Annotated in this window: 21 protein-coding genes, 1 tRNA gene and 1 pseudogene; 10 read left to right on the top strand and 13 right to left on the bottom strand. The window is 37.9% G+C overall.

Features of this window, described 5'->3' with window-relative positions:
- Nucleotides 1–7: 7 nt before the first annotated feature.
- From AC5YD2_RS01325 to AC5YD2_RS01290, 8 genes and pseudogenes are all read right to left on the bottom strand, one after another.
- Entirely contained in the window at nt 8–1,276 is a 1,269-nt protein-coding gene (locus AC5YD2_RS01325) for an HlyD family secretion protein (RefSeq protein WP_496124581.1), read from the bottom strand.
- A 220-nt stretch (nt 1,277–1,496) separates the two neighbouring features.
- A complete protein-coding gene (locus AC5YD2_RS01320; protein ID WP_496124580.1) occupies nt 1,497–3,284 on the bottom strand; it encodes a cholesterol oxidase substrate-binding domain-containing protein in 1,788 nt (595 codons plus the stop codon).
- A 98-nt stretch (nt 3,285–3,382) separates the two neighbouring features.
- Nucleotides 3,383–3,721, bottom strand: coding sequence for a hypothetical protein (locus AC5YD2_RS01315; RefSeq protein ID WP_496124579.1), 339 nt, complete (start codon nt 3,719–3,721; stop codon nt 3,383–3,385).
- Nucleotides 3,722–3,858: 137 nt separating this feature from the next.
- Nucleotides 3,859–4,626 (bottom strand): twin-arginine translocase subunit TatC, encoded by a 768-nt coding sequence (tatC, locus tag AC5YD2_RS01310; protein ID WP_496124578.1) that lies wholly within the window; start codon nt 4,624–4,626, stop codon nt 3,859–3,861.
- On the bottom strand, nt 4,619–5,041 hold the full coding sequence (tatB, locus tag AC5YD2_RS01305; protein ID WP_496124577.1) for a Sec-independent protein translocase protein TatB: 423 nt from the start codon (nt 5,039–5,041) through the stop codon (nt 4,619–4,621). Before tatB ends, tatC begins: the two co-directional genes overlap by 8 nt.
- 52 nt (nt 5,042–5,093) lie before the next feature.
- Nucleotides 5,094–5,237: pseudogene (gene tatA / locus AC5YD2_RS01300) on the bottom strand (twin-arginine translocase TatA/TatE family subunit); the annotation flags it as partial.
- A 222-nt stretch (nt 5,238–5,459) separates the two neighbouring features.
- A complete protein-coding gene (locus AC5YD2_RS01295) occupies nt 5,460–5,972 on the bottom strand; it encodes a hypothetical protein (protein ID WP_496124576.1) in 513 nt (170 codons plus the stop codon).
- Between the two features lie 116 nt (nt 5,973–6,088).
- Nucleotides 6,089–6,994: an AEC family transporter gene (locus AC5YD2_RS01290; protein WP_496124575.1), complete on the bottom strand. Its 906-nt coding sequence runs from the start codon at nt 6,992–6,994 to the stop codon at nt 6,089–6,091.
- A 317-nt stretch (nt 6,995–7,311) separates the two neighbouring features.
- Here AC5YD2_RS01290 and AC5YD2_RS01285 point away from each other — a divergent pair, with 317 nt between their 5' ends.
- Together AC5YD2_RS01285 and AC5YD2_RS01280 are read left to right on the top strand one after the other, a co-directional pair.
- Nucleotides 7,312–7,842: a hypothetical protein gene (locus AC5YD2_RS01285; RefSeq protein WP_496124574.1), complete on the top strand. Its 531-nt coding sequence runs from the start codon at nt 7,312–7,314 to the stop codon at nt 7,840–7,842.
- Nucleotides 7,843–8,437: 595 nt separating this feature from the next.
- Nucleotides 8,438–9,625, top strand: a complete 1,188-nt coding sequence (locus AC5YD2_RS01280; RefSeq protein WP_496124573.1) for an ammonium transporter — start codon at nt 8,438–8,440, stop codon at nt 9,623–9,625.
- Between the two features lie 115 nt (nt 9,626–9,740).
- Here AC5YD2_RS01280 and AC5YD2_RS01275 read toward each other — a convergent pair whose 3' ends face one another.
- Together AC5YD2_RS01275 and AC5YD2_RS01270 are read right to left on the bottom strand one after the other, a co-directional pair.
- Nucleotides 9,741–10,448, bottom strand: coding sequence for an HAD family hydrolase (locus AC5YD2_RS01275; protein ID WP_496124572.1), 708 nt, complete (start codon nt 10,446–10,448; stop codon nt 9,741–9,743).
- A 174-nt stretch (nt 10,449–10,622) separates the two neighbouring features.
- Entirely contained in the window at nt 10,623–11,945 is a 1,323-nt protein-coding gene (locus AC5YD2_RS01270) for an MFS transporter (RefSeq protein ID WP_496124571.1), read from the bottom strand.
- Between the two features lie 147 nt (nt 11,946–12,092).
- Between AC5YD2_RS01270 and AC5YD2_RS01265 the strand changes: the two genes are divergently transcribed.
- From AC5YD2_RS01265 to putP, 5 genes are all read left to right on the top strand, one after another.
- Nucleotides 12,093–12,722, top strand: a complete 630-nt coding sequence (locus tag AC5YD2_RS01265) for a lysophospholipid acyltransferase family protein (protein ID WP_496124570.1) — start codon at nt 12,093–12,095, stop codon at nt 12,720–12,722.
- A 331-nt stretch (nt 12,723–13,053) separates the two neighbouring features.
- The gene (locus AC5YD2_RS01260) at nt 13,054–13,947 is read left to right on the top strand and encodes a patatin-like phospholipase family protein (RefSeq protein WP_496124605.1); all 894 of its coding nucleotides are present in this window, start codon (nt 13,054–13,056) and stop codon (nt 13,945–13,947) included.
- Nucleotides 13,948–14,119: 172 nt separating this feature from the next.
- A complete protein-coding gene (locus AC5YD2_RS01255; RefSeq protein ID WP_496124569.1) occupies nt 14,120–14,593 on the top strand; it encodes an NfeD family protein in 474 nt (157 codons plus the stop codon).
- Between the two features lie 29 nt (nt 14,594–14,622).
- Entirely contained in the window at nt 14,623–15,474 is an 852-nt protein-coding gene (locus AC5YD2_RS01250) for an SPFH domain-containing protein (protein ID WP_496124568.1), read from the top strand.
- A 188-nt stretch (nt 15,475–15,662) separates the two neighbouring features.
- Nucleotides 15,663–17,156 (top strand): sodium/proline symporter PutP, encoded by a 1,494-nt coding sequence (putP, locus tag AC5YD2_RS01245; protein ID WP_496124567.1) that lies wholly within the window; start codon nt 15,663–15,665, stop codon nt 17,154–17,156.
- A gap of 108 nt (nt 17,157–17,264) precedes the next feature.
- Here putP and AC5YD2_RS01240 read toward each other — a convergent pair whose 3' ends face one another.
- From AC5YD2_RS01240 to prpF, 3 genes are all read right to left on the bottom strand, one after another.
- Entirely contained in the window at nt 17,265–18,218 is a 954-nt protein-coding gene (locus AC5YD2_RS01240) for a polyprenyl synthetase family protein (protein ID WP_496124566.1), read from the bottom strand.
- 131 nt (nt 18,219–18,349) lie between these two features.
- Nucleotides 18,350–19,297: a sensor domain-containing diguanylate cyclase gene (locus AC5YD2_RS01235; protein ID WP_496124565.1), complete on the bottom strand. Its 948-nt coding sequence runs from the start codon at nt 19,295–19,297 to the stop codon at nt 18,350–18,352.
- Between the two features lie 325 nt (nt 19,298–19,622).
- Entirely contained in the window at nt 19,623–20,810 is a 1,188-nt protein-coding gene (gene prpF, locus AC5YD2_RS01230) for a 2-methylaconitate cis-trans isomerase PrpF (protein WP_496124564.1), read from the bottom strand.
- A gap of 300 nt (nt 20,811–21,110) precedes the next feature.
- Here prpF and AC5YD2_RS01225 point away from each other — a divergent pair, with 300 nt between their 5' ends.
- The 3 genes from AC5YD2_RS01225 (at nt 21,111) to AC5YD2_RS01215 (ending at nt 24,214) form a co-directional block, all read left to right on the top strand.
- Complete coding sequence (locus tag AC5YD2_RS01225; RefSeq protein WP_496124563.1) at nt 21,111–22,463, top strand: amino acid permease; 1,353 nt, start codon at nt 21,111–21,113, stop codon at nt 22,461–22,463.
- Nucleotides 22,464–22,584: 121 nt separating this feature from the next.
- A tRNA-Arg gene (locus AC5YD2_RS01220) sits at nt 22,585–22,657 on the top strand.
- A 384-nt stretch (nt 22,658–23,041) separates the two neighbouring features.
- The gene (locus AC5YD2_RS01215) at nt 23,042–24,214 is read left to right on the top strand and encodes an OmpP1/FadL family transporter (protein WP_496124562.1); all 1,173 of its coding nucleotides are present in this window, start codon (nt 23,042–23,044) and stop codon (nt 24,212–24,214) included.
- Nucleotides 24,215–24,543 lie beyond the last annotated feature (329 nt).

The raw sequence follows: 24,543 nt of genomic DNA, 5'->3' as shown, positions 1-24,543 counted from the left end.
ATTCTTCTTAGATTTTCCCGGTAATACTGTATAAAGGCTCAAGTACCCACTCATACAATTTACGTGTTTCTTGCATAATATCAGCATCGAAAGCCATGCCCACTTTAAGCGGTTTACTTTCACCATACGCTTTAACCGATTGTTGATTCAATTTCACTTTGACCAAATACACAGGCTCATTGTGATTCAAAGACACGCCCTGCCCGAACTCACCTAAATTGGTCAGTTCTTGAGGATTCATGGTCGTTGCTGAGATTGAAGTAATTTTTCCCTGACCTTGACCAAACTTTTGATAAGGATAAGCTTGAAAACGCAACTTCACGGGTTGTCCAATGCGAATAAATCCAATGGCAGCACTGGGTACAAATAGATGAGCTTCTAATTCAGATGGCGAAGGAACAATATTCATCACAGGAATATTCGGTGAAATAAACTGACCCACTTCCGCATTAATTGAGGCGATATGCCCTGCCGAATTGGCTTGTAAAATCAAACTGTCACGTGCTTTATTGTCGAGTGACTCTTGCTGATTAGTCGCAATCTGACGATCGATCATACTCAATTCATTATCAAGCTTTGAGCCAAGACTTTTCTGAATGAGTTGTTTATTGGCGAGTTCTGATTGTTTACTGATTTTTTCCCGCTCATAACTCTGTAAAGTGACTTTCTGACTCATATAGTTGTCTTGTTTCGATTGAAACTCTTCGACAGATATATATTCTTTATCCTTTAAATCACGATAACGATTCACATTTTCCTGTGCGAGAGACAAGCGCTTACGTTGCTCTGAAATTAAGCCATCTAACTTATTTAAATCCAAATGAAGCGATTGCACTTCCGCCTCAATTTGTTGTGCATTATTTAAATGCAACTCTCTGAGTTTATTTTTCTCGGTGTCTAAACTTTGCTTTTTCAGTTGGATTTGCTGTTCGACAGATTCATTATAATTTCCAGAACTGCTATAACGCGTCATTTTTAAAGAAAGTAACGGTGCACCTTTCTCAACACGTTGACCATCTTTAACGAACTTTTCACTCACTGTTCCACCCTCGGAACTATGAACACGAATCAAACCTGTATTTGGGATCAGTAAGCCCTTTACACTAGTGCGTTTGGTATAGCTACCTAAAAAAATAAAGCTTAAAAGCATCAGGGTAAAAATAACGACACAAATCGTCAGCACCGTAAATGAAAAAGGACGAATTAAAATAACCTCTCCAATCCATTTTGATTTCTGAGCATCAATGGCTTTGTCTCTAAACAGTTTTTTTGTCATAAGGATTTATATTTAATTTTTAAGTGCTGTTATTTATCATTTGTAAAAATAATGTGGTTAATGCTGACTTCGTTCTACATCTGCTACTTTAGCAAAAAACACCGAGTGTAAAATTTGCCTTATTAAAGACAAAATTATTTAATTTGTCTAATAAAACCATAGAAAAATAAAAAAGTACTTCACAATACATTTATGAAGTACTTAGAGTCTCAAAGACAGCTTATTTTAAAACACGAGTAGACAGCGGTGCTGTGAACACTCCATGAGGATCATATTGCTTCAAAATTTGACTTGAAGACCGAATACTTAAAGATTCTGGTTGCCCTTGAGCATGTACACGTGGAATTTCATAATCAATATAGTTGGTACTGTCCCACGCTTTTTGATTGGTATAGCCCCAACCTTTCGACCATTCTGGACGCATCAAAGAATCCCCTTGGTAACGCTGAGACATCCACTCTTCAACCTCAGTATAAAATTGCGGTGAAAATGGTGTGCCTGGCAAAGTCAAAATATCAAACCAAACTGCACAATCCCACTCAGGATGATCAGGACAAGGCTTAATTGCTGACAAGGCAGCCGTTTCCGCCCCTTGAATAATCGAATCTTCTGGATGATCTAAGCCAGTGACACGAATTTCTACAGGACCATTCATTGGGAAACGCCCTAAGCTCTGATACTGCTTCATCTTTACTAAATAATAATCACAAAAATCAGCAATCACTTTCTGAACATTGGCACGACTGGTAATCACGGCATAACCATTGGCTGTCACGCGTAATGTAGTGGGCTTTACATACATCAATACGTTTTTAGATGTTCCCCATAAGTCATAGGTTTGTGTAGATGCCAATCCACCTGTCAAAATCGTGGTAACTCCTGATAAAGGCGTTCCATTTAGACCCAATTTTGAAATTTCATACTGTGTTTTACCAAAGGTTGGCGTCAGATAAGCACTTTTATTGACCACAATTTTATGAATCAAATCGGTAAGGGGTTTAATTAAATTGTCCGAAAACCAATAGTTAAAAGGCTTATAGGTTAAACGTGCAGTTAATGGACGTTGAGGAGTGACCGTCCACACTTTTAACCAAGGATAATCTGTAAATGGAAACCAAATCGTCTCTACACGTCCTGATTGATCTAAGAAATAAGAGAATGTTCGGCCAGCATTTTTATCTTGTGCAAACAATTCCTGATAGTGAATATTGGTAATACTTTCACAACGCAAATTTTGATTTGCAGAGGTTTGTAACTGAGCAGATAAAATGAATGCACGTCCAATATGGACCAAGAAAGCTCGAATATCTGGGTCATTACGTTGGAAAGTCTTTGCAACATATTTACCTTGACTGGCATCGAATACCGCAGCAGTAATTGATACCACTAAGTTACTGATCGAGCCATAGGTTTGACCGACTAATTTCTTCTCACCAATTGCAGGTACACCTGTACCATGACCATCAATCGCTAACACACCACCGAGCGTCAAATCTCCTGGTGCAGGGATCGCTAAGAATCCACGATTACGATATTCCATTTGCGTCAGCAATGCTTCCATCTGAATACCAGCATCTGCTGTAACGACACCATTTGAATCAATAGTGACTTTATTGATATGCGTTGGCATATCGATAAGCAGTATTTTTGTTATTTTATCTTGGTCATCTAAAAGTAAAGGCGACCAGTTATGCGACATGCCTTTTGCTCTAACTTTATAACCATTTTGATATGCCCAGTTAATAGCACTTAATACCTGTTGTTGATTTCGAGGTGATGCAGTCCATGCATTTTCATAACGGGACTCACCTGACCAATTTTCATATAACTGTTTAAATACAGAAATATCTGAAGGGAAATTTACGAGTCTGTCTTGTAACGGAAAAAACCATGCCTCAGCTTTTTGCGTTGGCAACCAAGCAGATACTGCACCAACTGCTGCTAAACCACCCATTGTTTTTAAAAAGTCGCGTTTATCATTATCAATTTTTTCTGATGAATTTTGCATTCTTCTAGCTACCATGAATTTCAGTTTTTATTCTTAGTTACTAAAAAGCAGATTAGCAAAAAATCACTAATCTGCTTTTTTTACATCTTATTTAAGACTTATGAAAGCCACGCTTTAACGCCATTTAAGGTCGGTAAAAGCTGATATTGACCTTCACCTTTTTCTTTTTCGTAGTGGTTCGGTGTTTCTGCAACATCACCACCTAATGCATGACCTAAACCGACTAATGCTTTAGATGCAGCTAAACCTGTAGAATCGGCAACTTGGTGAACTAGCCCTAAACCCACAGCACTAAATACAACACCTACTGATGAAATAAGTTTTGAATTTAACGTTTGGTTAAATAAATTCACACCATTAATTAGTGAATCACCTAAAAGTGTTCCTGCACCAGAAACTTCTTCGATTTCTTCTTGCTTAAGTTCAACTAAACTCATGATTTAACCCTCAATGATTAAGAATTGTTTATTGTGTCACTTAACTATTGTTAAGTATTTCTAAATATACAGAACTATTGTTTAAATAAAATAATATATGTCTGACAATAAATTATTATTTTGTGAAATAAATCACATTATTTTTCATATGTAGTTCGTTTCAAAAAATGAGCACACAATAAACCCAACTCAAAGAGAAAGTAGATCATCAAACCACCAATCGCCATGGATAGAATGTCAGGAGGAGTGACAAACATCGCTATAAAAAAACAAAATATGAAAATATAAGGTCTATTTTTCTTGATTGTTGAAATTTTCACTATGCCAAAATAAACCATCACCATAATCAACAAAGGCACTTGAAAAATGAGTCCCAAAATAAAAAAGAACTTAATGCAAAACAGTAGATATTGTTGAATATCTGTCATTGGAGTGACGCTTTCAGGAGATATTCCCATAAAAAATCCAAGTACAGCAGGCAGAATAATGAAATACCCTAAAGCAATCCCTAAATAAAATAACAAGATGCTGGTGGGGAAGAAAAAGAAAAATATTTTCTTTTCTTTTACGTAGAGGGCATTTTTCAGGAAGACATAGATTTTATAAAAAATAAAAGGGAACAACAGCATCAGGGTGACAAAGAAAACCAATTTTATCGGTGCAACAAATGTACTGGTGATATCTGTCGCGATCATATGTGCATTTGCAGGAAGTTTAGCTTGTAACGGTGTTGCGATAAGGTTGTAAATCGTATTTGCAAAAGGCACTAAAGCAATAAAGATCAATGCAAAAGCAATGAGGACATGAATCAAATTACGCCTTAATTCAGCAAAGTAAACGCCGAACTGCCCTGATTTTTGTTGCGTGGATGAGGCTGAGGTTTCAGGTGTCTGAAATTCAGACATATCGGACTCCAATGGTGTGTAAATCTAAACATGACCATTGCATGAGATGGCTCATTACAAACTGTGTTTTAAAGGGTGTAGGTACTGTAAAAGACTGAATTGGGTAATATTTTTTTGTATTTTGATCAAGCTCTTGTTGAATTTGGCTTTCAACGTTGTTTTCTAGATTCGATAAATATCCCTGCATTTGAGATTCAAGCTGCTTAACATTTTTAAGCTCATCTTTTAATTCATCACGTAGTTGATGTAGCTCTAACTCAAGATCAAGTTTTTGTTTTATATCAGATTTAATTTGACTAATTTTTTTAATTATCTTTATTGCAAAACGAATCGCATCCGGTAAGCGCTCTGGTCCGAGTACGATAATAATGATCACCCCAAGGAAGAATAATTCTCCGAATCCAACGTCAAACATGGCTCAAGCAACATATCAATAAAAAGAAGTTAAACTATTGAGAATTCTTATCTTTTTTATCATCTCGGACTGCATCTTTAAAGTCTTTGACTGCACCACCGACATCTTTACCAAAATTTTTAAGTTTTGCAGTTCCAAAAATCACCAAGATGATAATCGCAAAAAGTACAATATGACCAATCGATAAACCCATCATTGTTGTTATCTCTTATTTTTAAGTATTTCTAAATAATATCAGAATTCTTCTTCCTCCGACTTTAAAATTGTTCAACAATTTAGGTATAAGCTCTATTCTTTCTATTAGAACTCATTCCTTGTATTAGAGCTGAAGCTAAAAAAACCGATTTAGCATTCAGCATAAATCGGTTTCTAAAATCTTTAGATCTATTCATTCTGAATTGATCAATACCATTAGCACTTAACGACCATAAAGCGCTAATAATTTATCAAGGGTTGCTTGATAGTGAATTGAAATATCTTCAACCAAAATATTGTATGCATTATCGAACTGAACCATCGGCCAGCCTTCCTTCCAAAATGGAAAAATGTTATGCAAATCTTTGGTCACAATTGCATCTTCACGTTGAATCGCTTGTGAAATTTGTGACAATACTTGTGCAGTTTCAGCACCATCAATCGCAAGATAATCAATGCCACGTACTTTTAAAATACGTACACGATCTTTCTTATAACGAATTTTCTTCGCCTGACCTTCATTTAAGCCCAAAGCTAAAGTCACTGCTTCAACAAATTTTGCTTCAAATGATGCATTCAATGCCACTAAAGCTTGTTTATGCGCTTCTTGACGGCCAGCTTTACCACCATTTCGAATCATCTCTTGTGCTTCAACATCGAGCTCATCGTCTTTCATGGACTGTAAAATGTCTAAAATTTCGATATCGCTTAAAGATTCAGGAGCGTGATCAGTCATGGGAGTCCTTGGACAAATATACAAAACACTATTTTCGCATAATTCTGAATTTAATTCAGGTTTAAAATTTGAAGCAATGTTATCTGCAGACTCTATATTTAACCATTCATTCATGTTTACATGACCAAGTTCAGTACGATCGGTAAAGTAATCGCGGCACAGATGATTTGTAAACTGATCACCCCTGCCATCAATTGACTATCACCACCTAAAACTTTAGTGAGGATATACGACGCAGAAGCCGTAGGAAGCGCGAAATAAAGCACAAAAATCTGTATTTCTAAATTTGAAAAGCCCAACCATCTACACACGAAAAAAGCCAATAGAGGCATGATCATTAGTCTTGAAACTGTGTTGATGATCAGTGGAAATAAATCTTTTTTAAGTGCCATAAATTGTAAGGCAGCACCCACACACATTAATCCTAATGGCAAACTACACGCAGCCAATTGTTTAATAAAATGGTTGAGTCCATCCCATAAACTCAATCCTGAAAGATTAAACAAGATGCCGACGATACAGCCCATAATCAAAGGATTTTTAAGCAAAGACTGAATGATGGTTTTAAAATCCATACAATCTTGTTCAGTGAGTGACAGTACCGAAATAATATTGACGATCGGAATACTAATTGCCAATAAAATCGCAAAAATCGTCATGCCTTCTACTGGAAATAACGATGCAACGATGGCCAAACCGATATAAGTATTAAAACGCACATTACTTTGAGTAAATACACCAAACCTTGATGGATGAATGTTTAGTATTTTTTTTAACAAGTACAACACTGCACAGCTCAAACCGAATATGACCGCCAAAATAATCAAAATGGTGTTGACCATCGACAAATCAATTTGTGCAGTGGCTAAATTTCCGAACAACATCGCTGGAAATAGAATATAGTAATTTAACTTCTCTGTTCCTGACCAAAAACCGTCATTTAAATAAGCTGTTCGTTTAAGAACAAAACCCACAATAATGAAAGCAATCAGTGGAAATAGAGAAAGTAAAATACTGTACATACGATGAAGCTCGTTGAACATTGACCAGTTTTCAACTCAGCATGCAAAGTGAAATGCTGATCAATTGCGAATCAATGGATATTTGGAGTTCTGCACACTTTACGCCCCATTCCCCCTGCTTTGCAAAAGAAATCTGAATTTATCCTTTATTCAAAATAAATCCCTCAACGCTTTCATTTTCATAGTTTAAATTTCCACTGAGTCAATCTCGCTCAAGACTTGGTATAACAAAAACACTATTCTTTTTACTTGATCTAGATCGCTTTTCTTATAAAATGTGAAATACATCAATAAAATAAAAATTAATTTGGATTGCTATGGATAGTCAATTTTCTAAAATTCTTAATTTTTTAAGCCCTAAAGCCACATTGAAACTTCTACAAAAAACCTTGAGCCAAAAAACATTGTTATGTAGCTGTGTGATTAGTGCATTACTGTTCCCAAATACAACTTTTGCTCAAACAAAAACAGATCAAAAAAGTGATATTTTCACTGCTGCAGGTTTTAAAAATACCAATGGTTTTTGGCGTGGAAAATGTAGCATAGGTCATATTCCTGTCATCAAAGACATCAATGGCGATGGTAGATTAGATGCAATCGTGCGTGATGGTGGAACAGAATGCTATGCATCTACTGGCGTTGGTTTCTATTTATTAACGACTCAAAAAAATGGGAAATGGACACGAATCTTTAATAGTCCAGGTGAACCACAATTTCTCAAATCGATCGGTCGTCATGGTTGGCCTGAAATGGTGGTGACGAATCCATCCAAATGCCACAATGTATTTCGTTGGGAGGGTTCAAAATTTATGAAAGTCCGCCAAGAGTTTAAAGGCAAGACGTGCTAAATACCATTCTATTATCCTTTAAAGTACAGACCTTTAAAGTACTGAGATGATTGCGAACATATTTCTATATTGAATGATTGAAAATGAGTTGATAAAAGAACCTATAAATTTAGTCATAGTTCAACTCAGACTGAATATTTTGAATCGCTCTGATGATCAAACTTGATTTTATTTCCTTAGATGATAACAGCTGAATAAAAAGCTCTATGTGTGCCTGAATCAATGTATCCCTTTGAGTTATCCATCTATGTTGACTTATTGAACTACAACTTCTCTGATGATGACTCACGATGACGACAAACTTTATGAGCATTACAAAATATAATGTTTTCAATTTCCATAATCATTAAATTTCAGCTGTGATCAGAATTTAAATTTATATCTAAAAATCAATATCTTGTATTTTAATACTTGTTATTATATTGCACCTTATTAGTGCGTATACACTATAAAAGTGCAATCCTCTGCGTTATATCGAGTCTTCATTGTTTTATGAGTGTCTTGATCAATATTTCCCTCATGAAAAAGGCTTTGCGCCACAAAATCAGTTGCTATACTGCTCAAAATTAAAAGTTAAGCACCATAAGAAATCACTATGCAAAACACTGATCTACTCTTTCTCCTTTTAGGTGCAATTCTTGTTTTGGCTATGCACGCAGGTTTCGCCTTTTTAGAACTAGGTACTGTACGTCATAAGAACCAAGTGAATGCCTTGAGTAAAATTTTGACTGATTTTTCAATTTCAGCGGTTGCTTACTTTTTTATTGGTTATTACATTTCCTACGGCGAGCATTTCTTTCACAGTAGTACTGTTCTCGCCGATGAGCAGGGTTACAACCTCATGCGTTGTTTCTTTTTATTGACCTTTGCGGCTGCAATTCCAGCGATTATTTCTGGAGGCATTGCAGAAAGAGCAAAGATGCGATCCCAAGCCATAGCAACATTATTCTTAGTGGCACTCATCTATCCATTTTTTGAAGGCATGGTTTGGAATGGTAATTTCGGACTTCAAAAGTGGTTAGAAAACTCATTTGGTGCGAGTTTTCATGACTTCGCAGGATCGGTCGTGGTCCATGCCATGGGCGGCTGGATTGCTTTAGCTGCTGTCCTTTTACTCGGTCCTCGTTATGGACGTTACAAAAAAGATGGCAGAGTCAGTGCACACCCCCCTTCTTCAATTCCATTTTTAGCTTTAGGTTCTTGGATTTTGATCGTGGGATGGTTCGGCTTTAACGTCATGAGCGCACAACGTCTCGATGCCATTTCAGGTTTGGTTGCCATGAATTCATTAATGGCAATGGTGGGTGGAACAATTGCTGCTAATTTCTTTGGTAAAGAAGATCCGGGCTTCTTACACAATGGCCCATTGGCAGGTCTGGTTGCGATTTGCGCAGGTTCAGATATCGTGCATCCACTCGGTGCTTTTGTGATTGGTTCAATCGCAGGTTTGATCTTTGTTAAATTCTTTACCTATACACAAAACAAACTCAAAGTGGATGATGTTTTGGGGGTATGGCCTCTTCATGGTATTTGTGGTGCTTTTGGTGGGATTGCTGTCGGTTTATTCGGTCAGCAATGGTTGGGTGGATTAGGCGGCGTATCTCTCATTTCTCAATTGATTGGAACGGGCCTCGCCATTGTCCTAGCTTTAATGGGTGGATTTCTCGTATACGGCGCACTTAAAGCAACCATGGGGATTCGTTTAAGCCAAGAACAAGAATATTTAGGTGCAGATATTTCTGTACATAAAATCTCAGCAAATTCTGATGAAGCGATCTTTTAAAAGATCGTAAACATTATAATGATAAAAACCAATTCACACCGCGTTAAAGCCCTGATTCACACAGGGCTTTTATCAGATTTGATATAAAATTTGCATAGTATAAATAAGTATTGGTTTAAGCCAAATAATGCACAACTTCATCAAGATGCCGAATCATATTCTTAGATCTCACTAAATTCTTATCTGAAATTGGATGAAAACCCTCAAGCAATAGCGCATTTAGACCTGCTGAAGTCGCACCGACATAGTCATTGATTGGATGATCACCGACATACAAGCTTTGCTTTGGATTGACCAGAAGCTTTTGGCAACTACGCAGAAAAATCTCAGCATTGGGTTTCGAGATACCGACTGATTCTGAACTCAATATTTCGTCAAAATAATCTAGGAAGTCCAAACCTTGTAGTATGTTTAACCGTGTTGCATGCCCACCATTTGAGATCACGGCGAGTTTATAATTTTGTTTTTTTAGCTGTTGTAATAAAACTTCTGCACCGGGCATTGCAACAGCTGACCGTCCAAATTGTTCGAACCAAAATTCGGTCAAATACTCCAGTTTAGGTGGATTGTGCCATGGTAATGCTTCAATCAATGCATGTGCAACCGACCCTGCAATACTGGGATGCGTTAAATCTTCTTTTTTGGGATAACCACCGTTGTCAATGCGACGAATAATTTCAATACTTTGATCCAGTTCAGCTTGATCAGCGCGCACCAGATCTGAACGAAATTCATTGATTAACAATTGGCTGTAGGCTTGCACACTTAAATCGCGATGAGTCAGTGTATTGTCTAGATCAAAAAAAACAGCCTTTATACTCATTATTCACGACGCTCCATTGAAGTATCTACCATTGCAATAATTTTTATTTAAATACATGCCATCCCTTATCACCCCTTGTTAACTTGCTCAGTGTTCCAAGTTAGCAGTCATGCACTGGTTAGCAAATTCCAATTTATTATTTCTAATTCTAATTTCCACCTAAATATGTTCAGCTTAATGCAACTCTGCTTTCACCAATTTCGACCAGTAAAGAATCGGCATCAACATCAAGATTCCAATCAAAGTAATACTGATTAAGTAGTTTTGATAGCCCAACCAATCCCCTGCGAGTCCACTTAAGGTGTATAGCGCTCCTGCGACCATCGCCATGAGCGACACTTGGAAGGTAAAATCCGTTCCCGCATGTTCTTTCCGACTATATTGCATGACCAAAGTCAAAATAATCACCAATAACATGGATGAAAGCATATCTTCTAAAGCATTGATCAGATAAATCATCCACGGCTGAATCTGAGTCTGCTGCGTATGCAACGTTGCCAACCAAGCAAAGCCAGCCAAACTCACGAGCTTTAAAACTGAAAATAAGATTAATGCTTTTTCACGACGCATCACATGTAGACATAAACTTGCGACGCCCGCTCCCAATAGTGCTGCAAATGCCCCAAGCATCGTAATGTAGATACCAATTTGAGTCAGACTTAAACCGAGATCAACCAATAACGGTTTAATAATCGGGCCAGATAAGCCATCAGTGATCTTGATACAGCACAATACCGCAAACCATGCCAACATGACTTTGGTACTTAGAAAATAACGGAGGTAATCTTTTATTTTTGAGGAAAAAGTTTGCTGACCCGTGTCAGTGATATTCTGTTGAAGAGGATCAGAATCAATATTTCCTGCTTCTCTATAGACTGTGTTCGCATCACTAGATAATCCAATATGATTTCGTTGATGTTTCGGCTCACGGTAGAACAAAATAGGCAATGTATTAAACAAAACAATCACAGCTAAAATTAAAAAAGTACTTTGCCAATTCAGCCAATCCAGCGCCCAAAGGATCGCTCCACCGCCAACAATAAAGCCAAGTCTTGAACCAATCACTTGGAACATATTTCCAATAGGTTGTTGTTCACCTTTTAAGACACTCACTGCCAATCCATCGGTGGCAATATCTTGAGTTGCACCCACAGTATTCATCAGTAATAAGGTAATAAAAAAAGCCAATAAATAAGTTGGATGATTTAACGATTCAATTGGAATAAAGGAAAGCGTAATTAAAATGCTAATCGTGAGAACCTGAGTGGGAATAATCCACGAACGATAGTGTCCAAAGCTTATTGAGCCAAATTTATCCACCCATGGCGCCCACAAGACTTTAATTGCCCACGGTGCCATGAGTAACCCAAAGCCCCCGATATGCGTCAGTGAAACACCTTGTGCCCTCAAGATCACAGGCAATGCATGCGTCATAAACCCCACGGGCAAACCTTGTGCCCAATATAATGAAAATAAAAGAAGATAAAGCTGAGGCATTTTAAGCATCATTATAGTTTTGACCTAAGCAAGAACGCTTCCATACAGCGAGCGATCGTGATACAAAAATGGATTCGTTTTATTTAGCCAATGTACCAAAGTATTAATATTGAGAAAATGGCTTTAATGGTGAAGAATATCTGAATAATGAATAAAAAATTTCCGCACTTGCCTGAACAAGCACCGCATCGTGGCTCTAAACTGAGCCGCCAAATATTTAAACAACTTTATCTCGCTCAAGGTTGGCGATTCGAAGGTGAATTTCCTAATTTAGCCAAAGCGGTTGCCATCATTTCCCCACATACGTCAAATTATGATGGCTTATATGCCTTTTTAGCCATGCTCGGTGTAGGCATTAAGGTGACTGTCTTCGGTAAGGACACGCTATTCAAGACACCACTCAAAGGTTTGTTTAAATGGATGGGTGTCATTCCTGTTCAACGCGATTCACCTCATGGTTTAACCCAACAGATTATCAATAAAATCCATCAAGAAGATAAAATTTGGGTAGCCCTAGCACCTGAAGGCACCCGTAAAAGTGCCGAACACATTCGCAGTGGTTTTTATCATATTGCCCTTGGTGCACAGATCCCGATTGTCATGTTTGCATTTGACTATGATCACAAAGTTATTCGCTGTATCGGTGTTTTAGAACCTACAGGTGATTACGAAGCAAATTTAGAGCAAATTTTAAACACCTATCAAGGTCAATTTTCACCGAAAAATAGGCAACGCTTGGCCAAACCATTGAAAGCTCTTTTAGATAAGGATCGTTGATACTTCTATAATCATTCCGAGTCTAAAATAATAAAAATTAATTGAAGTCAGTGAATAATATTTGACTGAATATTTTTGTAAAGATGACAGAATGACGCTAGAAAACTGACCCACAATCTGTTCATATATTCAGCAAAATTTCACCCACTTTTAGATCACCTTGCACGGCCAAACTCTTGCTTCTCTCCATTGTATGAATATGAAACAAAGAAACTAGAATGCTCTTGAAATGATACTGCGATGAAAGACTTGGTGATGAACGTGTGTTCTTTAAACTTTATTTAGCAACAGCCAATCCATGAAAAAATCAATTTTAAGATATACCGCATTCATGAGCCTGATTACATTGGCACTGAGTGGTTGTGACAAAAACACCAAAACATCTACACCGACTACACCACTTCAAGCTCGCGAACCTGTGATCGCACTGGCATTAGGGGGCGGTGGTGCCAAAGGTTTTGCCCACATTGGTGTGATTAAGGTTCTAGAATCACATGGTATTAAACCGAAGATTGTGACTGGAACCAGTGCAGGAAGTTTCGTAGGCAGTATCTATGCCAGTGGTAAAACGCCATTTCAACTCCAACAAATTGCTTTCAGTTTAAAAGAATCGGATATCCGTGACTTAACTTTGAATCGTCAAGGTGTGGTACTGGGTCAAAAACTTCAAGATTACGTCAATAAGCAAATTGCCAATAAACCGATTGAACAATTTCCTATTCGATTCGCTGCAGTTGCAACGCGACTGGACAATGGCAAGCGTGCAGACTTCATTAAAGGTAATGCGGGTCAGGCTGTTCGAGCTTCATGTAGCATTCCCAATGTTTTTGTTCCTGCAACGATCGGTGGAACGAAATATGTCGATGGCGGATTAGTGAGCCCGATTCCTGTGCAAACAGCAAAAGATATGGGTGCTGATATCGTAATTGCCGTTGATATTTCAGCGCGTCCCGTGAGTGGTAAACCACTCAGTATGTTTGGTCTTCTTGATCAGACCATCAACATCATGGGACAGCAAAGTATTAATAGTGAATTAAATCAAGCCAATATCGTGATTCAACCCCAAGTTGGAAATTTGGGTGCGCTCGATTTAAAAGCAAGCAATCAAGCCATTCTTGAAGGTGAAAAATCAGCACAACTAAAAATTAAATCGATTGATGCTGCTATTGCTAATTTCAAGAAATCACCTGCTGCCTTTAAACCTGCACCGCGTCCACGTATCTAACATTTCAATTTCTAAATGTTCTTTCGCATTTAAAATTTCATTCAAAAACAGAAAAGCAAATTGGGTAGGTATATGACCGAATTTGCTTTTTTTATGTTCAGTATTGGTTAACTCTGTTACATTGTTCAAGATATGAATCATCTATATCAACGATAAACATAAGGGTTGATTTATGAATTTTATTTTTGAACCGTGGCATTGGTTTGTATTGGGTATTGTTCTTATTATTTCTGAATTATTTATTCCAGCATTTGCCGCATTATGGTTTGGGATCGCAGCACTCGTAGTCACTATTTTATTGTGGTTTTTCCCATCCATGAGTTTTGAAATTCAATTGATCTTATGGGGGCTTTTATCGACAGCATGTACAGTGCTCTGGTTTAAATATATCAAACCATTGCTAGTTGATAGAACCAAAGTAGATCAAAGACGTGAGGCCGCCATTGGCCAAACAGGTATGGTTATTCAAGCCAGTTTAGAACAAAATCAAATTAAAGTTCGCTTTTCTACCCCAGTGATAGGCACAGATGAATGGGATTGCCATGCTGTTGTTCCTGTACAAGTAGGTGATCGAGTTATTGTCACTGATATTTCAGGGAATCAATTGGTGGTTCGACCATATTCATCAAAAGTTTCAACCTTATAAATTAAAATAGCTTCATAAGAGGGATGGTTATGTCTGGTTCAGTTATCGGTTTTGTTTTTGTCGCATTTATAGTTTTCACTATATTTAAGGGCGTACGTATTGTCCCTCAAGGGTATAACTGGATTGTACAACGTTGGGGGAAATTTCAACGTGTTCTAAGTCCAGGACTAAACTTTATCATTCCTTATATCGATGATGTTGCCTATAAGGTGACAACAAAAGATATCGTTTTAGACATTCCTTCTCAAGAAGTGATTACTAGAGATAATGCCGTATTACTCATGAATGCTGTTGCCTACATCAATATTGCGGCTCCCGCAAAAGCAGTATATGGAATTGAAAACTATACTTGGGCAATCCAAAACTTAGTACAAACCTCATTGCGTTCAATTGTTGGTGAGATGGATTTGGATGATGCGCTGTCATCTCGTGATCACATTAAGGCAAAATTGAAAGCAGCCATTTCTGATGATATTTCTGACTGGGGGATTACCCTGAAAACAGTTGAAATTCAAGATATTCAACCTTCTGCGACCATGCAATCTGCGATGGAAGCGCAAGCAGCAGCTGAACGTCAGCGTCGTGCAACAGTAACGCGTGCTGACGGTGAAAAACAAGCCGCTATTTTAGAAGCTGAAGGTCGCTTAGAAGCATCTCGTCGTGATGCTGAAGCTCAGGTTGTGCTAGCTGAAGCTTCTGAAAAAGCCATTAACATGGTAACCAATGCCGTGGGCGATAAAGAAATCCCCGTTGCTTATCTTTTAGGGGAGCAATATGTCAAAGCCATGCAAGATATGGCCAAATCAAATAATGCCAAAACTGTGGTCTTGCCTGCGGACATCATGAATACCATTCGTGGTGTGATGGGTCGAAATAACTAATTCTTCAATTATTAAAATGAGCACAATAAGAAGGTAGCGTATTCGCTGCCTTTTTTATTTCTTAGATGAGCATGTGTACTGATCAAGTCTCTGAAATTATCAGCATTTTTCTTCATTTTATGTTTAAATTTCGCCTTCGTTTTAGATTTGTACTTTCAATCTATACTCCTCCCTAATATGGATATCGTATGAGCGCCCTAAATCCTACTCTAATAACATTTCTATTTTATATCGTCGCCATGGTTGTGATCGGTCTGATTGCCTATCGTGCAACCACGAATTTTTCAGACTATATCTTAGGCGGGCGCCGTTTAGGCAGTTTCGTGACAGCACTTTCTGCTGGTGCTTCAGATATGAGTGGTTGGTTACTAATGGGCTTACCGGGTGCAATTTATTTATCTGGTCTTTCTGAAATGTGGATTGCGATCGGTTTGATTATTGGTGCTTGGCTAAACTGGCTGTTGGTCGCTGGACGCCTACGGGTTCATACCGAAGTTCAAAATAATGCGCTCACACTACCAGACTACTTTTCCAATCGCTTTGATGATCAAAAGAAAGTCCTTCGTATCGTTTCTGCACTTGTGATTTTAATTTTCTTCGCAATCTACTGCGCTTCAGGCATGGTGGCAGGCGCTCGACTGTTTGAAAGCATGTTCGATATGTCCTATAGCACTGCCCTTTGGATCAGCGCTATTGCAACCATCAGCTATGTCTTTATTGGTGGTTTCTTAGCAGTATCTTGGACAGATACCATCCAAGCGGGACTGATGATTTTTGCATTACTGCTCACACCAATCGTGACCATTTTCAGTTTCTCTGATATGGCGCAAGTGACGTTTGCTTTAGAAGCAGCACGTCCTCAAGCCATGAATGTGATGGGTGATCTCAGTACTGTCGCGATCCTTTCGCTATTGGCATGGGGTTTAGGCTATTTTGGTCAGCCACATATTCTTGTACGCTTCATGGCTGCTGATTCAGTTAAATCCATTCCAAATGCACGCCGTATTGGTATGACGTGGATGATTCTGTGTTTAGGTGGTGCTGTAGCTGCGGGCTTCTTCGGGATTGCATTCTTTGAGCAAAATCCGCACTTGGCAGCTGTTGTGAATGCCAATCCTGAAACAGTCTTTATGGAATTAACGAAGATTCTATTCAATCCATGGATTGCAGGTATTGTTCTTGCCGCAATTTTAGCAGCGGTAATGAGTACGCTTAGTTGTCAGCTTTTAGTCTGTTCAAGTACCTTAACGGAAGATTTCTATAAATCATTTATTCGTAAAAATGCGTCTCAAAAAGAATTGGTTTGGATTGGTCGCTTGATGGTGCTTTTGATTGCACTACTTGCCATTGCACTTGCATCAAACCCTGAATCAAAAGTGCTTGGCTTAGTTGCATATGCCTGGGCTGGTTTTGGTGCTGCCTTTGGCCCACTGATCATTCTTTCATTATTCTGGAAACGCATGACATTTACCGGTGCTTTATACGGCATGATTGTGGGTGCAGTGATGGTCATCGTTTGGAAAAATGTTTGGGGCGATACGGGTGTTTACGAAATCATTCCTGGCTTTATCTGCTCGTTAATCACGATCATTGTTGTGAGCTTGATGGGTAAAGCCCCTTCAACTCAAATCACAGCACGTTTTGATGAGGCTGATCGTCTTTATAAGGAAGCAACCAAGTAACTTTAGATGAATTTCAAATGAATACGGAGTGTATTCGATTGAAATAAACATTAAAAAAGAGGATCGAATGATCCTCTTTTTTATGACAATCCAATTGGAAAAATCAGATTAGTATTTACGCGACAACAAGAACTGAGAAATCTGCTCAAGTTGTTGAGCGTCTCCAGCAAAGTAAGCCAATGCAGCAAAGGCTTGATCATGAAGTTGTTGTGCATATTGTTTGGCTTGATCTAACCCCATCAGAGCAGGATAAGTCGATTTTTCAACCTGCTCATCCTTACCTGCTGTTTTGCCTAAGGTTTCTGTATCAGAGATCACATCTAAAATATCGTCCTGAACCTGAAATGCTAAACCAACCGCTTGACCAAATTTACGTAGTTGTGGAATCGCAGGATCAACACCTTCAAATACCGTCACAGCCGACATCATGATCGCAGCTTGGATCAATGCCCCAGTTTTATTACGGTGAATATTTTCAAGTGTTTCTTGGTCAACAGATTTACCTTCAGACTGAATATCTAAAACTTGCCCGCACACCATTTTTGAACTTGAGGTTGCCAAAATTTGCATTTGCTTCAATACAATCTGAGCATCAACACTCTGCTGTGTATCAAACAAGCGACTGCCTAGGACTTCAAAAGCCATCGATTGCAAAATATCGCCTGCCAATAATGCAGTATCTTCACCATAACTGACATGACAAGTCGGCTGACCACGACGTAGTAAGTCATTGTCCATACAGGGTAAATCATCATGTGCCAGCGAATAGCAATGAATCAGTTCGACTGCAACAGCAGCACGACGAACAGCAGCAAAATTTGGATTGTTCGGTTTTAATTGAGCAGTGGCGTAGCATAAGGCTGGACGAACTCTTTTCCCGCCTAACATCACTGCATGATGAACTGCACTTTTCAACGGTTCTGGCATTGAAAATGCGTCTAAGGCTGTGACTAAGTCTTTCTGAATCTGTTGTTGAGCTTGCTTTAAAATATCAGTATTCACGTTAGGTATAGATGTCACTGTTGCCTCGAACTCACTTAGAGCAGTCTTGAAAGACTTCATGTCAATTAATGAAGCCTATTCTACATGGATTCTGCCTTAGACTCACTTACTCTTCTCAAGTACTGAATTATATAAGAAAGCTCTTTTGGATGGGTTGAGAACATTAATCTTATCTTGCATTACTATAAAGGCTACTTTAATACAAAGATTGCATTTTTACCCTGTTCTTTGGCTTGATTCACTGCGATCTCTAACTGATGCATAATATCGATCTCTGCATAATTATCGTTCACACGTGGGTGATAGATCCCGATTGTTATGCCAAGAATTTCATCACTATTTTCATCAAAGCGTATTTGTTCTTTGTCAATTTTTTGTCTTAAACGCTCTGCAACAGTCAGTACTTTCCAAGGCGTTGATTGCTCAAGAACAATAATAAAACTGGCTGAATTCAGTCGATACAATTGTGCATTGTCTTGATCAATCTCTTCAGAAAACAACTTACCCAACTGATTTAAAATTTCATCACCAATGCTATAACTGTTCAAACGATTAAATTTTTTGAAGTCTTCAATATCAATTTTAACAAAGGAAAAGCGTTCTCGATTACCCCCAATAAAGTGCTCCGACAAATATTCCTCTAGTGCAATTTTATTTTTAAGACCCGTGGTTTGATCAATGTATAAAGAATCGTGCAATTTCTTATTATTTTGAATTAATACACGCTCACGTCGCTTTAAACGCGTTACGTCAGCACACACAATAATAATGGACTCAATTACCCTATCATCCTTTCTTAATACTCTAAAATTCAGAATATAAAAATGTCCTTTAGAATAAAATTCATTTTCAATATGGTCTAAATAAGGCTCTTTATTAAATTTATCAGCTGCATCTGTATAAAGCGCAAAAACAACAGTAGAAAATTCATTCAGCTTTTTACCCAGCATATACAATGCATCGCTTTCATAAATATCGGCGAATAATTGATTTACACCGAGTACCGTTGACTCATGGTCAAATATTGCAATCGGAACAGGTAATTTTGAGATGAAAGAAACCAGCTCTAGTTTTCCCATCGCCTTAAGCGTATCGAGGAACACAGAATTACTTGTTTCATGATGTTTTATAGAAGTCATAATCACCTCATTCTTAATCATTATTCATTAATGAACTTGGTATCTCCCCTTTTAATCAATTCTATTTAAAAGAAAATATGCACAATCATTATGTATATGTCGTTTAGTTGAAATATATCATGTGAAATAGTGATGAAAAAATAAGCTTTTTGTAATCAAATTTCATTAAAAAATGACTTACTATTCGATAGATAAATTTACCATTCAAGCTTGATTTTTGAATCGCCGAATAAAACACATTAGTCCAAATCATTAATATCGACTTCACAATAAGAAGACCAAATCTATTGCAGGAATAAATTTAGTCTCAGACATCAAAATTTTGTTAGAAACTATCAGCAGGAATTCTTACCCAGCCTTCCATCAAAACTCGCGCGCTGCGACTCATAATGGCTTTCTTGACTTGCCATTGGTCATTTTCAAATGTTGCTTGAGCACCTACCCTTAAAGTACCTGACGGATGCCCAAATCGGACTGCTTCGCGTTCACCACCACCCGCCGCAATATTCACCAATGTCCCAGGGATTGCTGCAGCAGTACCAATAGCAACTGCAGCAGTTCCCATCATGGCATGATGAAGTTTCCCCATAGAGAGTGCACGAACTAATAAATCTACATCTGAATCGTTCACGGATTTACCACTAGAAGACACATAACTTTTTGCAGGTGAAACAAATGCAATTTTAGGGGTATGTTGACGATTCTCCGCCTCAGCTAGATCTTGAATGATTCCCATCTTAAGTGCACCATGAGCGCGGATCGTTTCAAACTTTGCCAATGCAGCAGAATCAGCATTAATATCATCTTGCAGCTCAGCACCTGTATAGCCAATATCTGAAGCATTGAGGAAGATCGTTGGAATCCCTGCATTAATAAATGTCGCTTGGAAAGTTCCAATATCAGGTACGTCTAATTGATCTACAACATTTCCAGTTGGGAACATTGCACCGCCATCTTCACCATCATCTGCTGGATCAAGAAATTCAATTTGAACTTCTGCCGCTGGAAAAGTCACCCCATCTAACTCAAAGTCACCTGTTTCTTGAACCTGCCCATTGGTGATTGGCACATGTGCAATAATGGTTTTTTGAATATTCTTTTGCCAAATACGAACGGTACATAAGCCATTTTCAGGAATACGACTTGCATCGACCAATCCATTTGAGATTGCAAACGAACCCACTGCGGCAGTCAAATTTCCACAGTTTCCACTCCAATCCACGAATGCTTTGTCAATTGACACTTGGCCAAATAGATAATCAACATCATGGTCTGCTTGAGTACTTTTTTCCAAAAGCACTGTTTTACTGGTGCTTGATGTCGCTGCACCCATACCATCAATTTGTTTTCCATAAGGATCCGGGCTGCCAATTACGCGAAGTAAAAGCTGATCTCTCGCTGATCCTGGTATTTGAGCTCGCTGAGGCAAATCACTGACTTTAAAAAATACACCTTTACTCGTACCACCACGCATATAAGTTGCTGGAATTTTAATTTGTGCTGGAAAGCTCATTGTTTATTATCCTTCGGTTTTTATCAGGGTATCTATGTCCACTTTAGACTTGATATAGTGCTGAAAAACTATGCATCAAACTACAGGACTTAAGTATAAAAATCGGGTTAATAACTTAAAATGGCTGAGGCATGATTTTTTCAGATGAGAAATGTGTAAAATTAAATATTTGTTTTAACTTTATTTTTAATCCTTTTTATCGTATTGAAAATGAATGATTTCTGCAGTACGTCAGATTTACTAGGCTAAAAGAAATCAATCTATTACAATGATTTAAAATCACTCGGCGAGCTGAATAAATTGGATAACAATTCTTCTCAACTTCAGCGCGGCCTCAAAAATCGTCATATTCAATTGATTGCCATGGGTGGCGCAATTGGTACTGGTTTATTTTTAGGATCTGCGCAAGTCATACAGTCTGCAGGCCCCTCAATTATCTTAGGATATGCAATTGGTGGTCTCATCGCATTTCTCATCATGCGTCAACTCGGGGAAATGATTGTTCATGAACCTGTTGCAGGTTCTTTTAGCCACTTTGCAAATCGCTATTGGGGCAAATTCCCAGGCTTCTTAGCAGGTTGGAATTATTGGATCCTTTATATCCTCGTTGCAATGACAGAGCTCACTGCAGTCGCAAAATATATTAATTACTGGTGGCCCCATATTCCCGCTTGGGCATCTGTACTGACCTTCTTTATTATTATTACTCTAGTGAACTTATGTAATGTAAAGTTCTACGGCGAATCAGAATTCTGGTTATCAATCATTAAAGTGACTGCCGTCGTTGCAATGATTGTATTTGGTTTATTCTTGCTTTTCACTGCGGGTGAAAACTCAACAGCTTCATTTAGCAACCTATGGGCTCACGGCGGATTCTTCCCGAATGGTTTTGAAGGCTTGTTCTTCATGCTAGCATTCTTGATGTTTGCTTTCGGTGGTATTGAACTCATCGGGATGGCAGCTGCAGAAGCTGAAAATCCAGAGAAAACGATTCCCAAAGCCATTAATCAAGTGGTGTTCCGAATCCTGATTTTCTATGTAGGTTCATTGACTATTCTTTTATCTTTAGTGCCATGGAACCAGCTTGATCTAGGGGGGTTGGATAAAAGTCCATTTGTGATGATCTTTAGTCAACTTGGAATTAACTGGGCAGCCCACCTACTCAACTTTATTATTTTGACTGCTGCACTTTCTGTTTATAACAGTGGTATGTATGCCAATAGCCGTATGCTTTTTGGTTTAGCAAAACAAGGCAATGCGCCTAAGATTTTCGAAAAGACCAATAAAACAGGCGTACCCATTCCAGCGGTATTGTTCTCAGCAGTGCTGATTTTCGGTTGTGTACTACTCAATTACTTTGTTCCTGAAGATGCCTTAGGACATTTGATTTACATCGTGGTTGGTGCACTAGTATTGAACTGGGCAATGATTACGCTAACGCATTTGAAATTTAAGCAAGCAATGAAGCAGACAGGTGAAATCACTAAATTCCCTGCACTGTGGACACCTTTAGGAAATTTCATTGTTCTTGCCTTTATTGCTGTTGTATTGTTCATTATGTGGACTCAAGGCTTTAAAGAGTCTGTGATTATGATTCCGGTCTGGATCGCAATTATGATGATTCTTTATAAGAGTCTGAATAGCAATAAATAAAACTAAAAATGGAGGGCATTCGAGTTAAATGCCCTTCATTTTTACTCATTCAGTATAAGTATATTGATCTATCCCGAATGATCAAATTAAAGTATATTTCATATAATTTTTCATACTCAATGCGCTTTTAGCTTAACTGGATAGAGCAGTTGCCTCCTAAGCGACCGGCGTGGGTTCGAGTCCCGCAAAGCGCAAATCCCTCAAATCCCTCAAATCCCTCAAATCCCTCAAATCCCTCAAATCCCTCAAATCCCTCAAATCCCTCAAATCAAAATCAAAATCAAAATCAAAATCAAAATCAAAATCAAAATCAAAATCAAAATCAAAATCAAAATCAAAATCAAAATCAAAATCAAAATCAAACCACTTCACATAAATATTCAATCATTGACTTTTTTTCTCATTTCGTTCGTCATTTTAGTCATATTTATTTGTTGCATCTCTGTACCTTTATGCTATGTTGAATTTGAGAGTGAAAAATAACCAACAAATAAAATATGCTTATTTTCCACTTCAAAGCTAAGTAAAAAAATAGCTCAAGAATCATAATATTTTTAAATTATCTAAGGATAGATAAAATGAAATTAAAAGCCATCAGTTCTTCTGTATTACTCGCTCTATTACCTGTTTCTGTTGTCTATGCCGCTGCAATGGATCGTTCTGGACAGTCAATTAGTGCTTTCCTTCAACCTAACAATTATTTTGAAGCAGGAATTTCTATTCTTGATCCGACTGTCTCTGGAAAAAATGCTCAAGGTAAAATTAGCGATATGGGCGAAGATTACTACTTTCCGAGTGCTGCCCTCAAAATTCAAGCGACAGATAATATCTCTTTAGGTTTGATTTATGATCAGCCTTTTGGCGCGGATGCCTATTATTCAGATGGGACGATTATATCTGCTCTAGGACCACGACCATTAGCAGGTACAGATGTTGAAGTAAAAACCAATAATTTAACAGCACTTGTTGGCTTCCAACCAAATGAAAATATCAACATTTACGGTGGTGCTGCCTATCAAGATGTTCGAGGAAACATTACTTTATCCAGTCTTGGTTATAGCGCAAATTTCAAAAGAGACGATAGTATTGGTTGGTTAGCAGGCGCTGCCTATCAAATTCCGGATATTGCTTTAAAAGTAGCACTCACTTATCGTTCTGAAATTGATCATGAACTTGAAACAAGTGAATCTGTAAGTTTACCTGGACCAGCTGCTGCTTATAATCCATTATTTTTGGGTACATCTAAAGATACTGCGCTTTCTACACCTCAATCCGTTAACCTCGATTTTCAAACAGGAATCATGGCGAATACTGTCGCATTTGCCAATGTTCGATGGGTAGAATGGGGCGGATATGGTATTGATATCGATAAATTCAGAAGAGTGACAGCAACATTAGCGGGAAGCCCAGCTGACCCAACCAAAGGTCAAAACATTATTGACTATAAAAAAGATCAATGGTCTGCCAATGTCGGGGTAGGTCGCAAGTTCAATGATCAATGGGCAGGTAATTTCTCTGTAGGTTGGGATTCTGGTGCAGGTAATCCAGTCACAGCGCTTGGGCCAACTGAAGGTTATTGGAATGTTGGCTTAGGAGCACAATTTAGCCCTACTCCAGCGACTTTTATTGCTGGTGGTGTGAAATACTTTATGCTCGGTGATGCAGAAGGACAATCGGTGGGTAATAAAGTTGGTGACTTTGAAGATAATGATGCCATGGCGTATGGTCTAAAAATCGGTTATAAATTTTAATCCTAATAAATTAACGATTTAAAAAGAGTGCATTTGCACTCTTTTTTTGAACTAAATAGTTCAAAAAAACAATAAATGATTATTTATTGATCACTTTTAACTATGATTTAAGCGATACATAGTTAAGTTATTTTTAATAAAACTTACTATGAATATCAAATACATATAATTTTTAGACAAAAAAATGACTATTCATTAGGATTTATTTAATTCAATAAGAGTAAATGCTCTATTTATATAGAGTATTTACTCTTATTTTTTATGTGCTATTTTGTTCTCACAAGTAACTTTAGATTTCAGTTGTGTAACAACACTTAAATCTAACCAAT

Source organism: Acinetobacter sp. CY73 (genome assembly GCF_059515865.1).
This window is presented reverse-complemented; position numbering and strand designations above follow the sequence as displayed.

What these genes read in the sequence shown, in the direction of transcription:
- AC5YD2_RS01325 (WP_496124581.1), bottom strand. Translation starts at nt 1,276, where the DNA reads ATGACAAAAAAACTGTTTAGAGACAAAGCCATTGATGCTCAGAAATCA.
- AC5YD2_RS01320 (WP_496124580.1), bottom strand. Translation starts at nt 3,284, where the DNA reads ATGCAAAATTCATCAGAAAAAATTGATAATGATAAACGCGACTTTTTA.
- AC5YD2_RS01315 (WP_496124579.1), bottom strand. Translation starts at nt 3,721, where the DNA reads ATGAGTTTAGTTGAACTTAAGCAAGAAGAAATCGAAGAAGTTTCTGGT.
- tatC (WP_496124578.1), bottom strand. Translation starts at nt 4,626, where the DNA reads ATGTCTGAATTTCAGACACCTGAAACCTCAGCCTCATCCACGCAACAA.
- tatB (WP_496124577.1), bottom strand. Translation starts at nt 5,041, where the DNA reads ATGTTTGACGTTGGATTCGGAGAATTATTCTTCCTTGGGGTGATCATT.
- AC5YD2_RS01295 (WP_496124576.1), bottom strand. Translation starts at nt 5,972, where the DNA reads ATGACTGATCACGCTCCTGAATCTTTAAGCGATATCGAAATTTTAGAC.
- AC5YD2_RS01290 (WP_496124575.1), bottom strand. Translation starts at nt 6,994, where the DNA reads ATGTACAGTATTTTACTTTCTCTATTTCCACTGATTGCTTTCATTATT.
- AC5YD2_RS01285 (WP_496124574.1), top strand. Translation starts at nt 7,312, where the DNA reads ATGGATAGTCAATTTTCTAAAATTCTTAATTTTTTAAGCCCTAAAGCC.
- AC5YD2_RS01280 (WP_496124573.1), top strand. Translation starts at nt 8,438, where the DNA reads ATGCAAAACACTGATCTACTCTTTCTCCTTTTAGGTGCAATTCTTGTT.
- AC5YD2_RS01275 (WP_496124572.1), bottom strand. Translation starts at nt 10,448, where the DNA reads ATGAGTATAAAGGCTGTTTTTTTTGATCTAGACAATACACTGACTCAT.
- AC5YD2_RS01270 (WP_496124571.1), bottom strand. Translation starts at nt 11,945, where the DNA reads ATGCCTCAGCTTTATCTTCTTTTATTTTCATTATATTGGGCACAAGGT.
- AC5YD2_RS01265 (WP_496124570.1), top strand. Translation starts at nt 12,093, where the DNA reads ATGAATAAAAAATTTCCGCACTTGCCTGAACAAGCACCGCATCGTGGC.
- AC5YD2_RS01260 (WP_496124605.1), top strand. Translation starts at nt 13,054, where the DNA reads ATGAGCCTGATTACATTGGCACTGAGTGGTTGTGACAAAAACACCAAA.
- AC5YD2_RS01255 (WP_496124569.1), top strand. Translation starts at nt 14,120, where the DNA reads ATGAATTTTATTTTTGAACCGTGGCATTGGTTTGTATTGGGTATTGTT.
- AC5YD2_RS01250 (WP_496124568.1), top strand. Translation starts at nt 14,623, where the DNA reads ATGTCTGGTTCAGTTATCGGTTTTGTTTTTGTCGCATTTATAGTTTTC.
- putP (WP_496124567.1), top strand. Translation starts at nt 15,663, where the DNA reads ATGAGCGCCCTAAATCCTACTCTAATAACATTTCTATTTTATATCGTC.
- AC5YD2_RS01240 (WP_496124566.1), bottom strand. Translation starts at nt 18,218, where the DNA reads ATGAAGTCTTTCAAGACTGCTCTAAGTGAGTTCGAGGCAACAGTGACA.
- AC5YD2_RS01235 (WP_496124565.1), bottom strand. Translation starts at nt 19,297, where the DNA reads ATGACTTCTATAAAACATCATGAAACAAGTAATTCTGTGTTCCTCGAT.
- prpF (WP_496124564.1), bottom strand. Translation starts at nt 20,810, where the DNA reads ATGAGCTTTCCAGCACAAATTAAAATTCCAGCAACTTATATGCGTGGT.
- AC5YD2_RS01215 (WP_496124562.1), top strand. Translation starts at nt 23,042, where the DNA reads ATGAAATTAAAAGCCATCAGTTCTTCTGTATTACTCGCTCTATTACCT.